The sequence below is a fragment of the Amycolatopsis sp. WGS_07 genome (assembly GCF_045278895.1).
In the GTDB taxonomy this organism is placed as follows: Bacteria; Actinomycetota; Actinomycetes; order Mycobacteriales; family Pseudonocardiaceae; genus Amycolatopsis.
Map to the genome: position 1 here is coordinate 6,395,430 of NZ_CP136053.1, position 12,828 is coordinate 6,408,257.

A 12,828-nucleotide genomic window follows, 5' to 3' on the forward strand; every position below is an offset into this window, starting at 1 on the left:
TCCTTTCGTACGGGCGGCCGCGGCGGTCTTCGCCCGCTTGCTCCGGGAATCGGGGGCCCGCGCGCGAATGTTGCGCGGGCGCGGGTGTTGTCCAGCTTCTGTCCGTTGCGCGGCAACGTGTTCCGCGCGGACCTGGACAGATCTTGGACAGCTTCGGCCCGCCGGTAGCGCGGCGGCGCGCGGCCGCGATCCCGGTGCGGTCGGAGAGTTGTCCCGATCGGGAAGGGGAATCGCGATGATCACGCACTGACCGGAGGCTCCGGCCCGGCCGGTTCAGCCGGCCGGGCACCACCGGATGCCGTAGGCGAAACCGGGCGCGAGGTGTTCGAACAGCAGGTGCGCCTCGCCCGAGCCGTCCGGGTGCACTACGTCGCCGCGCGCGCCCGGATCGCGTGCGTCGTCCTGGAATACGCGGTCCAGCCGCACGATTTCGGTCGGCGGCGCGGCCGGAAAGCGCACGTGCAGGTCGAACCGGTCGACCGGATGCCGCGGCACGCACACGTAGTGCGGATGCCGGAATTCCGCGCGGAACCGCAGCGCGAGGTCGTGGGTTTTCCCGCGCTGCAGCGGTTCGGCCAGCCGCAGCGCCAGCCCGACCCGGTCGTTCGACTCCATCGCGCGGCGGACCAGCGTGCCGCCGTGGAAGACGTCGACCTCCAGATCGCTTTCCCGCACCGGCCCGGAGGCCGCGGACGTGGTGGTGAGGGTGAGCGCGAGGTCCAGTTCGGAGACCTCGTCGGCGTCGGCGACGATCCGCCGGAACTCGAACACCTCGGGCCGATCCTGGTCCAGCGCAAGGAAGACGCGCAGCAGCTCGGTGTGCCAGCTGCCGTCCGAAGCCGGCCGTCCGCCGCCCTCGCGCGGACTGGCGAGCGCGAGCTGCGCGACGTGCTGGATGCCCTCGTCGATGCGCCGCCGGATCGTGCGGTCGTCGCGGTCCAGCTCGCGCGCGGCCCAGTGCACCCGTTCCTGATAGAACGGCTTGCGCGCCGGCTCGTGCATCGCGAACGCGGCGAGCACGGCGATCCGGAGATCGTCCGGGAGGGTCTTGGCCAGCGGTTCCAGCACGTGCGCGAGCCGGTCGCGGATCTCGACGTTTTCCGCGTTGTCGGGAATCCCGCACACCTCGCGCAGGACCGGCCCGACCCGAATCCCGAGCGGAGTGGTGAATACGCCGCGCCCCTTCCGGAGAACTTTCAATTCCGCGACCAAGTCCGCCGCGTTCGGTTCCACCCGTTCCTCCCTCGCGTCTCCCCGCCCGCAGCCACTGTTCCGCAATGCGGCCGCCGATGTCCAGCCTTGCCCGGCACCGCCGCACGGACTGTGACCGTAATGATTTCCCATTCCCGCATACGGCTGGCGGGATCCGGTTTATCCGCGCGCGAAATTCGCTCGGATGGCGCCTTCCGGAAACGGCGGGTGACTGCTCTCCATTGCCGTCCGCCGGGGCTCCGGGGACGGACGGTGCGGAGGGGACGCGAGTGGCGCGCCCTGTCCGTGCTGCTGGCGGGCAGTCAGCAGATCCCGTTCGGGCAGCTTTCAATCTTGTAAGCCGTGTCCCCGCGCGTCCGGGTCTACCATGCGGACCGTCCCCGCTCGCCGAATGCCTTTCCCGGCGGCGGGGCGCGCACGGGCAATCCGGCCTCCGGTTTCCCGTTCACGCGATTAAGGCGGAAACGGGAAACTCCTTCCCCGATTGGCGGGGAGTCCCGCATTCTCGGGGCAAGCCGCCGACCGGGCGGGCGGAAATCCGCCGAAGGAGCTTGCCGTGAAGGTCGTCTGTTCGTTTTCTCTGCTGGTGCGGGCCGCGTTCTGGCTCGCCGGGATCGCACTCGTGTCCGGCCTCGCGCTCGGCCATCCCGGCGGGCCGGGACCGGCCGCGCCGCCGGTTCCGGCGCGGACCGCGCCGTGACCGGACCGCGGCCCGGTGCCTGCCGGATCGTCATACTGGGAGCGAAAAGAAGGTGGAGGCGGATGACAGCGCGCGCGACTTTCGGGGCGGAATTGCGGAGGCTGCGCACTTCGGCCGGGTTGTCGCTCACCGAACTGGCCGGCCGGGTGCACTACAGCAAGGGATACCTGAGCAAGGTCGAAACCGGCTTCGCGGCCCCGAATTCCACGCTCGCGGCGCTATGTGAAGCCGAATTCCACACTCCTGGCGCGCTCACTTCACTGATTCCCGCGGAAACCGGCAAACGCCGGACCCGGCCGGACGTCCGCCCGTCCGGCCTCCCGCCGGTGACCGCCGACTTCACCGGCCGCGACGAGGAATCCCGAGCCGTGCGCGAGATCCTCGAATCCGACGGCGGCGTCTGCGTGATTTCGGGGATGGGCGGAGCGGGCAAGACGGCGCTCGCGGTGCGGTGCGCGTACCGGCTCGAAGCGTCCTTCGCCGACGGCTGCCTCTTCCTGGATCTGCGCGGCACCTCCGACGAGCCGGTCACGCCCGCCGACGCGCACGACCGGCTGCTCCGGATCCTGGAGGTGCCCGCCGACCGCATCCCGGCCGATCCCGACGACCGCGCGGCGCTGTTCCGGACCTGCCTGCGCGGCCGGAGTTTCCTGCTGGTGCTGGACAACGCGGGCAGCACCGGGCAGGTGCGCCCGCTGCTGCCCGCCGAACCGAAATGCCGCGTCGTGATCACCAGCCGCTCCCGGCTGCCCGCGCTGGACGAGGCGAGGCACGTCTCCTTGGGCGTCCTGTCCTCGAATTCCGCGGCCGCGCTGGTCGCCGCGGTGACCGGTGCGCCGCCCGCCGCCGCGATGCGGATCGCCGACCGCTGCGGCCGCCTCCCGCTGGCGATCCGGATCGCCGCGGCCCGCCTGCGCGCGCACCCGGCGTGGGATGTCGCCGAACTGGAGCGCAGACTGGCCGACGAAACCCGGCGACTGGGCGAACTCGACGACGGCGAACGAAGCCTGGCCGCCGCGTTCCGGTTGTCCGTCCGCCAACTGGGCGAGCCGGAGGCGCGGCTGTTCAGCCTGCTGGCCCTGCACCCCGGCCCGGATTTCGACGTCACCGCCGCGCAGGCGCTGGGTTCGCTCGACGCCCTCTCCGCCGAGCGCCTGCTCGACCGCCTGCACCAGGCGTACCTGCTCACCCAGCCGGAGCTGGGCCGGTTCGGTTTCCATGATCTGGTCAGGGTTTTCGCCGCCTCCGGAGCCGCTGACAACGATGCCTTCGGCCGCCTCGCGGACTTTTCCGTCGCCACGGCGGAACGAGCCGACCGCGCGATCAGCGGCCCGCGCTACCGGCCGGAAGTCGCGTATCCGCCGGGGCTGCCCGAAGTGGACTTCCCGGACCAGGACGCTGCGATCGCCTGGTTCCGCGCGGAATGGCCGAACCTGGTCGCCCTCTGCCGCCGGGCCGGCGAGTCCGAGCGATGCTGGCAGCTGGCGTTCTTCCTGCGCGGATTCCTCCACCTGACCAAGCTGTGGGACCCGTGGATCGCGACGCACCGCTGGGCCCGCGCCGCCGCCGAAGCCACCGGCAACCGCTGGGCCGCCGCCGCGACCACCGCGAACCTGGGCATCGCCTACGTCGACCGCGGCGACCTGGACGAGGCATCGCGGTGCTACAGCCAAGCCCTGCGCGAGTACCGGGAAATCGGCGACCGCCACGGCGAAGCGACCGCCCTCGCGCATTCCGCCTGGGCCGACCACTACCGAGGCAACCATGAACAAGCCCTGCGCGACTTGCATTCCGCCGCGGACTTCTACGACCTGACCGGCAACCGCCGCAGCGGAGCCATCACGAGGCGAGGCGTCGCACTGGTCCTGACCGCGCTGGGACGCCCCGCGGAAGCCGCCCGTCTGATCGAGGAGACCTTGACGGTGTTCGAGGACTTGGGGTTGGAACTGGACATCGTGATGGGACTGAATTGCCTGGGCTGGGCCAAATTCCGCGCTGGTGATCACGCCGAGGCCGCGTCGGCGTACCGGGAAGCTGCGGCGCGCGCGGAGGCTTGCGGCAGCACGCACGAAGCGGCGCGGGCGTACCTGGGGTTGGGCAATGTCGCTGCGGCGCAAGGGATTGGGTCGGATGCTGCTGTGCAATGGGGGCGGGCTGAGGCTGCGCATCCCGAGCTTGATCCGGTGACTGTCGGGGAGGCAGCCGCGCGCGCCGAGTTCCTTTGAGGACTCCGGCTTGGTCTGGGCGAAATCCGCTCGTCCGATCTGCGCGATCTCGCGGCTTGCCCGGCGTCCTGCGGAAGTCTCGCGCGCTGGAGGCCGATCGGGGAGAGACGGTGATCGTCGAGGTCGCGGTGCGGAAATCGCCTGATTGGCCGCTCGCGAGGCGCTTCGAGCCGTGATCGCGATCCTTCCGGGCCGGGCCGGGCCGGGCCGGGTCGGGCCGGGCCGGGCCGGGCTGAGCCGAGCTGGGCCGGGCTGGGCTGGGCTGGGCTGAGTCGGGCCGAGCCGGGCCGAGGGGAGCTGAGCCGGGCCGAGCCGAGCCGAGCCGAGCCGAGCTGAGCCGGGCGGGCCGAGCCGGGCCGGGCCGAGCCGGGCTGAGTCGGGCCGAGCCGGGCCGGGCCGGGCTGGGCCGAGTCGAGCTGGGCCGGGCGGGCCGAGCCGGGCCGGGCCGAGCCGGGCTGAGTCGGGCCGGGCCGGGCTGGGCCGAGTCGAGCTGGGCCGGGCGGGCCGAGCCGGGCCGAGGGGAGCTGAGCCGGGCCGAGCTGAGCCGGGCCGAGCCGAGCCGGGCTGAGTCGGGCCGAGCCGGGCTGGGCTGGGCTGGGCCGAGGGGAGCCGAGCCGAGGCGATTGCGGGCAAATGCTGGTTTCGTGGTGCGCTGATCACTGGCCGTCCATCACTGGACGCGCGCCCGCCGAGGCCGGGCCGCGGTCAAGGGCGTCGAGGCAACTGCGGGGGCGAGGGTTCGGGCGGCGGCGCGGTTGCCATGGCCGATCTCCGCTGGCGGGGACGGGGGAGCGGGTCGTAGGGGTGCCGGGGTTCGGTCGATCGCTGCCCGGGTTGGCGGGGCGAGGCTGTTGTGGGACGCGGGCTGCGGTCGTCGGTAGCCCGTCCGGGTCGGGCGGCCACGTAAGAAACCTCTGCCGCCGGAAGCCCGGCGCAGCTGGACCGGAGTGTGCTCGCGGTCTCTGCCCGCCGTGGCCGGGCGTCCGGGGCGGGTGGGGGCGTGCTGGGATGGGCGGATGGGATCGTCGCCCGAGCCGGTGGAGCAGTTGCCTCGCGTGGCGGGGTTCCGGGCGCTGATGTTCGCCCTCCCGCCGGTCGGGCGGCGGTGGTCGGCGGGGTTGCGGGCCGCGGCGGCGGTGGCGGTTCCGGGGATCGCGCTGGTGCTGGCGGGGGCGTCGGCGTCGGCGTTGTTCGTCACGCTGGGGACGTTCGCGGTCTTGTACGGCGAGGGGCGGCCGTACCGGGTCCGCGCGGGTGTCGTCGCGGCTGCTGGCGCTGGGTTGCTCGCGGCTGCCGCGCTGGGCGCTTCTGTCGGGACGGTGGTTCCGCCCGGGCCGGTGTCCGTTTTGGTGGTTTCGGCGGTCGCGGTGCTGGCGACCTACGTCGTCGACGCGTTGCGCCTCGGACCGCCGGGGCCGTTGTTCTTCGCGCTCGTTTGTGCGGGCGCGCAGGCGGCGGTCGAGGCGGGTGCGCGGCCGTGGGTCGTGCTGGGTTGTGCCGCGGCCGGGGTCGGGTCGTCGGTGGTGGTGTCGATGGCCGGAGTGCTGGCTGATCGGGCCAAACCGGAGCGGACTGCCGTCGAACGCGCGGTGCGGGCGGTCGAGGGGTTCGTCTCGGCGGAACGCAAGACGGCCGAGGCCCGGCACGCCGCCGGTGCCGCGGTGTCCGCAGCGTGGACTGCGCTGCACGACGCGGGACATCCGCGCAGGGGCACTGAACCAGACCTGGTGGCGAAGCTGCTCGCCACGCACCGTCGGTTCGCGGACGCGTCACCCGGGGAGTCCGTCGAGCTGCCACCAGGGCAACTGCCGCTGCCTCGACCAAGCATCGGCTACCGGTTGCGCCGCGCGGTTCCGTTGCGCTCGCACGCCGCGTTGACTTCGCTCCGCGTCGGAGCGGGCTGCGTGCTCGCGGGGGAACTGGCGGTGGCCGTCGGGTTCGGACGTCCGCATTGGGCGGTGCTGAGCGCGCTGGTGGTGCTGCAGCAGGGATTGGACCGGCGGCGGGCGAATGTCCGTGCGCTGCACCGGTTTGTCGGGACCGCGGCCGGGCTGGTGCTCTTCGGAGTGGTGATGATGACCGCGCCGTCCGGGATAGTGCTGATCTTGATTCTGGCGGTGCTGCAGTTCTGTGTGGAACTGGTGGTGCCGCGAAACTACGCCGTGGCAGTCGTGGTCATCACGCCGCTCGCGCTGCTGGCCGCCGGGGTGGCGAGCCTGCCCGGCCCGGTGTGGCCGGCAGTGGCGGACCGCTTCGCCCAGACGGCGATCGGGGTCGCGGTCGCGGTGGTCGTGCAGTACGCGGTCCTGCCTCGCGCGCACCGGAAGACGTTGGACTGGACCGGATCCCGCGTCCGCGCCGCGGCCCGCGCGGTCTTGGCGGGGGCACCGGTGCCGGGCCCGGCCGCGCGCCGGGACCTGCAGTTCGAACTGGAGGGAGCGACCCGGGCCGGAGTGGACTCGGCCCACAACGAACCCGGCTGGACAGCCGGACGATGGCCCGCCCACGCAGCCCTGGTCCACGACGGTTACGACCTGCTCCAGTCCTGCTGGTCCGCACCGGACGGCGGGTTGCGGGACGTTGGACGGTGGGAGCGGGTTTTCGGCCGGTGAGGGTGAGGCGGGTTGGGGGTGTCAGGCCGCGGGAGCGTGCTTCCGGCCCGTGAGGGTGAGGCGGGGGGATGTCGGCCGGTGGGAGCGGGTTTTCGGCTGGTGAGGGTGAGGCGGGTTGCGGGAGGTCGGACGGTGGGAGCGTGCTTCCGGCCGGTGAGGGTGAGGCGGGGGATGTCGGGCGGCGGGGTGAGTTTCGGCCGCTGAGGCTGGTGCCCGATGCGGCCGGAGGTCTGCCTGGGCAGGCCCGGCGGCGGCAGAACGCTGGTGAGAACGCCCGGGGCTGGCTTGCGAACGGCGAGCGCCAGGCACCCGGCGGCAGAGCCCACCGAATTCGCCTGCGCATGCTGGCGCGGCCCAAGCCCGCGCCGCCATTCGGCGAGACTGCCGCCGACGGCGGCTACCCCGCGCAGGAAGGCACCCCCGCGAGCGGCTCGAAGCTGGGCCGCAACTGTGCAGCACAGGCTCCGGCCTCGACCCGCCCTCACCCCGGGACTACAGCAGGGCCGCCTCGATCTCGGCTTGGTCGGTGTCGCCGGGGACGATCGTCAGCGGGCCCGCGACGTCCAGCAGACCTGGATGCCGGACGGTCCAGCTCAGCACCGGCAGCGAGTCTTTGGTCAGGTCGTGCGCGGACGTCACCGTGACGCCGGGCGTCGGGCCGCACGTGACGATGTTCGCGGACGGGCCGCGGCCGTCGGTGTGGCAGAAGGCGGCTCGGCCGTCGGCGGACAGGGCCAGCAGTGCCGGGGTGCCGTCGGCGGTGACGGCGGGCAGGACGTGGTCGTAGCCTGCCAGCCGGCGCGTCACCAGGCGGTGCACGCGCCGGCCCCGGATGCTGGTCATCTCCGCGGTGTAGGTGCGGGCGACGGCGTCGAGCCGTTCCGGGTCCACTGGGGTCAGGCTGCCTCCTCAGCGCTTTCCGGGCGGGTCGACCGGACGAACCAGGCGCCGACGAGTCCGACCAATCCGATGCAGCCGGCGACGACGAAGGCTGTCTGGAGGCCGGTGGCGTCGGGGCTCACCGCCGCGTGCTCGGCGCTGGTCAGCGTGGCGACGCTGACGAACACCGCGGTGCCCAGTGCACCCGCGACCTGTTGGAGCGTGGAGAGGATCGCGCTGCCGTGCGAGTAGAGGTGGTCGGGGAGCGCGGCCAGCGATTCGGTCATCAGCGGCGTCATCATCAGGCCGAGGCCGGCCATCAGGACGATGTGGATGCCGATCACCGCGATCAGCGGCGAATCCGGGCCGAGCAGCGAGAACAGCCACAGTGCGACCGTCATCGCGAGGGCGCCGGGCAGGACCAGCGGACGCGCGCCGACCTTGTCGAAGAGCGCGCCGACCGGGCGGCCGAGCAAGCCCAGCACCAGACCGCCGGGCAGGACGGCCAGGCCGCTGACGAACGTGGACTTGTGCAGGACCGTCTGCAGATACAGCGGGAGCAGGATCGCGCCCGCCCCGATCAGGCACATGAACAGCAGCGCGCTGAGCGCCAGCGCGACCACGAAACTGCGATGGGTGAACGGCCGCAGGTCCAGCAGCGCGCGGTCGCGTTGCTGCAGGCGCAGCTGCCGCCAGCCGAACACCGCGAGCGAGACCACGCCGACGACGATCGGCAGCCACGGCGGCGCCAGCGCCGTCTCGGCCGATTCGCCCGCGGACGACAGGCCGTACAGCACGCCGCCGAAACCGATCGCGGACAGGATGACGGAGAGGACGTCGAGCGGGACCGCGCGGGTTTCGCTGTCGATCCGCAGCTGCAGCATCCCGGTGACCAGCGCGGCCAGCGACAGCGGCAGCACGATGAAGAACATCCACCGCCAGCCGAGCGACGACAGCACCGCGCCGCCGATGGTCGGGCCGATCGCGGGCGCGACCGCGATGACGATGCTGATCGTGCCCATCGTCGCGCCGCGGCGCTGGGCGGGCACGAGCCGCATGACGGTGGTCATCAGCAGCGGGATCATCACCGCGGTGCCGCACGCCTGCACGACCCGGCCCGCCATCAGCAAGCCGAACCCGGGCGCGATGCCGCACAGCAGCGTGCCGAGGCTGAACGAGGCGAGCGAGAAGACGAACACCTGCCGCGGCGTGAACCGTTCGAGCAGGAACCCGGTCGTCGGGATCACCACGGCCATCGTGAGCAGGAATCCGCTGGTGAGCCATTGGATCGTGGTGGTCGGCACGGAGAGGTCGACGGTGAGGTCGCGCAGCGCGATGCTCAGGATGGTCTCGTTGAGGATCATCACGAACGCCGACAGCACGAGCACGCCGATCAGCAGCCCCGGCTTGGCGGCGGGCCGCCCGGGAGCCGCTTCGGCGGGGGACGAGACGCCGCTCATGCGCGCACCTCGCCGACGATCGTGCGAGCGGCGGCGGTGCGCGTTTCGCGGGAAATGTCAAGGGTCGCGAGCCGGGCGGCGTTGCCTCGGGCGCTCGCGGACGCGGCGGCCGCGGGGACCGCGGCACGGACGAAGCGGGCACCGGCCGACGGACGGCCGGCGAACATCGGACGGCTCCTCGAGAAGGCTCTGCGCGCGGCTTCACCAGCCGCAGCGGACGGGGTTGGGGACTGCTGGATCTTCACTCGGCCAGGATACGGAGAAGCACCGACAAAACCGGCGTCGTTTTCCGCGCGCGGGCCGCGGAGGTGCGCTGACCGCGGGCTCGCGGGCGGTGCGAAAGGCGGTCCGACCAGCGGCTGGGCAGTTCACGGAGAGTTCATCGCGAACCGCGGGAATCGGCTCGGGTTCGGGGGCGAGTAGGGGGCGGCCGGGCGCCGGGGATCTCGGCCGCGCCTTGAGGCCGGGTCGCCGGAAGCCGGGTGCCTGCCGTTGCCGGGGCGGGCACCGGGGTTGGCGAAGGCGCTTCGGGACAAGGCCACCGGAGGTCGGATTCAGGCTCGCTGTCGTCGGGAGCTGGTGCCGGGCTTTGGTCGGCGAGGCGGGGGCCCCGGAGGTTGGATTTCTGCCTGGTGTCGCCGGGAGTTGGCACCGGGCTTTGGTCGGCGAAGCAGGGGTGCCGGAGGCTGGTGTCGCCGGGAGTTGGCATCGGGCTTTGGCCGGTGAAGCAGGGGTGCCGGAGGCTGGTGTCGCCGGGAGTTGGCACCGGGCTTTGGCTGGCGAAACAGGGCCACCAGAGGCTGCTGTCGCCGAAGCGCATGCTGGCGGGCACCAGGGTTCTGGTCGGCGAAACTCGGGACAGGCACGCCAGACTCCCGCCGTTCGGGAAGCACCGGGCTCCTGGTCAGCGAAACCCGAGCCGCCAAGGCAGAACGCCTGCCGTCCAGCGACACCTCACGGATTCATCGCCAGCACCAGGAATCCCGCCAGCAACACCAGATGCACCCCGCCCTGAAGCCGGGTCGCGCGGCCCGGCACCACAGTCAGCACGCTGACCACCACGGTGAGCGCGAGCAGCACGATGTGCGTCGGCCCGAGGCCCAGCAGCAGCGGGCCCTTCAGCCACACCGACGCGAGCGCGATGACCGGGATCGTCAGGCCGATGCTGGCGATCGCGGATCCGTACGCGAGGTTGAGGCTGATCTGCATCCGGTCGCGCCGGGCCGCGCGGACCGCGGCCAGCGTTTCCGGGGCCAGGATCAGCAGGGCGATTACCACGCCCACGAACGACTGCGGCAGCCCGGCCGCGCGCACGCCCGCCTCGATGGCCGGGGATTCGACCTTCGCCAGGCCGACCACGGTGACCAGTGCGACCAGCAGCAGGCCGAGGCTCACCATGGTCTTCTGAAGGCTCGGCGGCTCCGCGTGTTCTTCCTCACGGGTCTCGCCGTCGGCATCGACCGGGAGGAAGAAGTCGCGGTGGCGGACGGTCTGCGTCGCGACGAACGTGGCGTACAGGACCAGCGAAGCTCCGGCGGCGAAAGCCAGCTGTGGGGCGGAAAAACCCGGGCCCGGGGTGCTGGTGGTGAACGTCGGCAGCACGAGGCTCAGCGTCGCCAGCGTGCCGACGGTCGCCAGCGCCGCGCCGCTGCCTTCGGGGTGGAATCGCGTTTCCCCGTACCGGCGCGCGCCTACGAGCAGGGACAGGCCGACGATGCCGTTGGTGGTGATCATCACCGCGGCGAACACCGTGTCGCGCGCCAGGGTGTCGGCCTTTTCCCCGCCGGAAGCCATCATCGTGACGATCAGCGCGACCTCGATGACCGTCACCGCGACCGCGAGCACCAGCGAGCCGTACGGTTCGCCGACCCGGTGCGCGACGACCTCGGCGTGGTGCACCGCGGCGAGAACCGTGCCCGCCAGCGCGATCGCCACCAGCGCGACCGGCACCGGGCCCAGCGTGCGGCCCCAGGTGAGCGCCAGCAGAACCAGGGAGATCACGGGCAGCAAAGTGGTCCAGGACAACAGATAACCGCGGACGCGCGCCATGCGCACACCCTGGCACACCGCACCCCCGCTCGCCGGGGATGCCGTCCGCGCGGGGGAGTGTCGGGTCCGAAATGGACACTGCCCGTCGAGCGACCCCGCGCGAAATTCACTCGTTTGGCGGACCCACGGCAGGGTTCCGCAGGTCGGCGGCGGGGTACGCGCGGCGCACAGAAGAAGAGGAAGGAGCCGGAGATGACCCGCGAAACGCAGATGGCCGGCGACCGTGCCGCGCCCGTCGGCGGCGACGGCGCGGAGTACTCGTTCTGGCGCGAGCACACGCACATCAACCTGAGCCCGGTCGCCGCGCCGTCGATTCTCGGCCTCGCCGGGCTCGCGGTGTCGACGTTCATGGTGGCGGCCAACCTGGCCGGCTGGTTCGGCGACGGGACGACGACGCCGCTGCTGCTGGCCCCGTTCGCGTTCGCTTTCGGCGGCGTCGCGCAGTTCCTCGCCGGGATGTGGTCGTACCGGGCCCGCGACGCGCTCGCCACGGTCGTGCACGGGACGTGGGGCGCGTTCTGGCTCGGCTACGGCGTTTACCAGCTGTTCGTCGGCCTCGGCGGGCTGCCTTCGACGACGGCGAGCCCGGTCGCGGCGGCCGCGATCGGCTTCTGGTTCGTCGGGCTGGCGGCGATCACCTGGACCGGCGCGCTGGCCGCGCTGGCGGAAAGCCTGGTGCTCTGCGCGCTGCTCACGGTTCTCGCCGCCGGGTCGACGCTGATGGCGATCGGCCTGATCGCCGACGCGGGCGTCATGCGCACCATCGCCGCGTACTTCCTGCTCGGGTCCGCGGTGCTGGCCTGGTACGCGTGCAGCGCGATGGTGCTCGAAGCGGCGCACCACCGGGTGGTCCTGCCGATGGGCCTGCGCGCTCCGCGGGCCGCCCGCACCACGACAGTGCCGTGGCACCAAGCGATCCAGTTCGATCACGGCGAGCCCGGGATCAAGGCCGGGCAGTAGCCCGGCGAGGAGGTGAGCACCGATGAAGTTGAGCATCGCGCTGACGCCGCAGGACCGGAAACTGCGGGAAAGCAGACTGCCGCTCGCCGCGGAGTTCCTGGCCGGGGCGTGGCTGGTGATCGCGGCCTTCGCGTACAGCTACGCGTTCACCCTGTCGGAGGCGGCCGGGTTCTGGAACAGCCTGCTGTGCGGGATCGTCGTGGCGGTGGTCGCGCTGGTCCGGTTCGGGCTGCCGGAACGGGCGCGCTGGCTGGGACTGGTCAACGTCGCGATCGGGTTCTGGCTGATCGCCGCGCCGTTCGCGTTCGGCTATCCGGTCGACGGCCATCGCGACGCTCTCCGCACGAACGCGTTGATCGTCGGCGTCCTGCTGGCGATTTTCGCGGCTATCTCGGTGACTGTCGCCTATCGCAGGCACAGCGGCGATTTCCGAGAGTAAAGAAATGTACTGGCCGGTGCTGGCGGTGCTCGCGCTCGGCGTGCTCGCCTTGGGCGGCGCGGGGTTGCGTTCGCTCAAGGCGGCGTCGCCGGCCCGGAAGCAGACGCTCGTCGGCGCCTGGCTGGTGGCCGCGGCGGGCGTGGTGTGGTGGGCGTCCGCGCCCGCGGCCGGAGCGGTGTTCCTGGTCTTCGGCGCGGCGGCCGTCTTCGGTGCGGCGCTGGTGAACGGGGAGCTGCCGTCCCGCTGAGAAACCCGGATAAAGCCGGGGTTTGCCGAGGGCCGCGGCCGGTTA

The 12,828-nt window shown here is 72.3% G+C and carries 11 protein-coding genes; 6 read left to right on the forward strand and 5 right to left on the reverse strand.

Features of this window, described 5'->3' with window-relative positions:
- Positions 1–273: 273 nt before the first annotated feature.
- The gene (locus tag RPX00_RS30285) at positions 274–1,233 is read right to left on the reverse strand and encodes a hypothetical protein (RefSeq protein WP_406630468.1); all 960 of its coding nucleotides are present in this window, start codon (positions 1,231–1,233) and stop codon (positions 274–276) included.
- 535 nt (positions 1,234–1,768) lie between these two features.
- On the opposite strand from RPX00_RS30285, the gene RPX00_RS30290 reads away from it, so the two are divergent.
- The 3 genes from RPX00_RS30290 (at position 1,769) to RPX00_RS30300 (ending at position 6,749) form a co-directional block, all read left to right on the forward strand.
- Positions 1,769–1,912: a hypothetical protein gene (locus RPX00_RS30290; protein WP_406630470.1), complete on the forward strand. Its 144-nt coding sequence runs from the start codon at positions 1,769–1,771 to the stop codon at positions 1,910–1,912.
- Between the two features lie 62 nt (positions 1,913–1,974).
- Positions 1,975–4,137 (forward strand): tetratricopeptide repeat protein, encoded by a 2,163-nt coding sequence (locus RPX00_RS30295; RefSeq protein ID WP_406630472.1) that lies wholly within the window; start codon positions 1,975–1,977, stop codon positions 4,135–4,137.
- A 1,016-nt stretch (positions 4,138–5,153) separates the two neighbouring features.
- On the forward strand, positions 5,154–6,749 hold the full coding sequence (locus RPX00_RS30300) for an FUSC family protein (protein WP_406630474.1): 1,596 nt from the start codon (positions 5,154–5,156) through the stop codon (positions 6,747–6,749).
- Between the two features lie 492 nt (positions 6,750–7,241).
- Here RPX00_RS30300 and RPX00_RS30305 read toward each other — a convergent pair whose 3' ends face one another.
- The 4 genes from RPX00_RS30305 to RPX00_RS30320 all read right to left on the reverse strand — a co-directional run bounded on the left by RPX00_RS30305 (position 7,242) and on the right by RPX00_RS30320 (position 11,137).
- Positions 7,242–7,640 (reverse strand): hypothetical protein, encoded by a 399-nt coding sequence (locus RPX00_RS30305; RefSeq protein WP_406630476.1) that lies wholly within the window; start codon positions 7,638–7,640, stop codon positions 7,242–7,244.
- 5 nt (positions 7,641–7,645) lie between these two features.
- Positions 7,646–9,088 carry an MDR family MFS transporter gene (locus RPX00_RS30310; protein ID WP_406630478.1) on the reverse strand — a complete coding sequence of 481 codons (1,443 nt, stop codon included), beginning with the start codon at positions 9,086–9,088 and terminating at the stop codon, positions 7,646–7,648.
- On the reverse strand, positions 9,085–9,255 hold the full coding sequence (locus RPX00_RS30315; protein WP_406630479.1) for a hypothetical protein: 171 nt from the start codon (positions 9,253–9,255) through the stop codon (positions 9,085–9,087). Before RPX00_RS30315 ends, RPX00_RS30310 begins: the two co-directional genes overlap by 4 nt.
- 787 nt (positions 9,256–10,042) lie before the next feature.
- Positions 10,043–11,137 carry a calcium:proton antiporter gene (locus RPX00_RS30320; protein ID WP_406630481.1) on the reverse strand — a complete coding sequence of 365 codons (1,095 nt, stop codon included), beginning with the start codon at positions 11,135–11,137 and terminating at the stop codon, positions 10,043–10,045.
- A 192-nt stretch (positions 11,138–11,329) separates the two neighbouring features.
- Between RPX00_RS30320 and RPX00_RS30325 the strand changes: the two genes are divergently transcribed.
- Genes RPX00_RS30325 through RPX00_RS30335 form a run of 3 tightly spaced genes read left to right on the forward strand, consistent with a single transcriptional unit; the run spans position 11,330 to position 12,783 of the window.
- Positions 11,330–12,097, forward strand: a complete 768-nt coding sequence (locus RPX00_RS30325) for an acetate uptake transporter family protein (RefSeq protein WP_406630483.1) — start codon at positions 11,330–11,332, stop codon at positions 12,095–12,097.
- A 22-nt stretch (positions 12,098–12,119) separates the two neighbouring features.
- Positions 12,120–12,536: an SPW repeat protein gene (locus RPX00_RS30330; RefSeq protein ID WP_406630485.1), complete on the forward strand. Its 417-nt coding sequence runs from the start codon at positions 12,120–12,122 to the stop codon at positions 12,534–12,536.
- Positions 12,537–12,540: 4 nt separating this feature from the next.
- A complete protein-coding gene (locus RPX00_RS30335) occupies positions 12,541–12,783 on the forward strand; it encodes a hypothetical protein (RefSeq protein ID WP_406630487.1) in 243 nt (80 codons plus the stop codon).
- Positions 12,784–12,828: the final 45 nt, after the last annotated feature.

Bases quoted from the DNA above. Each gene is read 5' to 3' on its own strand.
- RPX00_RS30295 (WP_406630472.1), top strand. From the start codon at position 1,975: ATGACAGCGCGCGCGACTTTCGGGGCGGAATTGCGGAGGCTGCGCACT.
- RPX00_RS30300 (WP_406630474.1), top strand. From the start codon at position 5,154: ATGGGATCGTCGCCCGAGCCGGTGGAGCAGTTGCCTCGCGTGGCGGGG.
- RPX00_RS30310 (WP_406630478.1), bottom strand. From the start codon at position 9,088: ATGAGCGGCGTCTCGTCCCCCGCCGAAGCGGCTCCCGGGCGGCCCGCC.
- RPX00_RS30315 (WP_406630479.1), bottom strand. From the start codon at position 9,255: ATGTTCGCCGGCCGTCCGTCGGCCGGTGCCCGCTTCGTCCGTGCCGCG.
- RPX00_RS30320 (WP_406630481.1), bottom strand. From the start codon at position 11,137: ATGGCGCGCGTCCGCGGTTATCTGTTGTCCTGGACCACTTTGCTGCCC.
- RPX00_RS30325 (WP_406630483.1), top strand. From the start codon at position 11,330: ATGACCCGCGAAACGCAGATGGCCGGCGACCGTGCCGCGCCCGTCGGC.
- RPX00_RS30330 (WP_406630485.1), top strand. From the start codon at position 12,120: ATGAAGTTGAGCATCGCGCTGACGCCGCAGGACCGGAAACTGCGGGAA.
- RPX00_RS30335 (WP_406630487.1), top strand. From the start codon at position 12,541: ATGTACTGGCCGGTGCTGGCGGTGCTCGCGCTCGGCGTGCTCGCCTTG.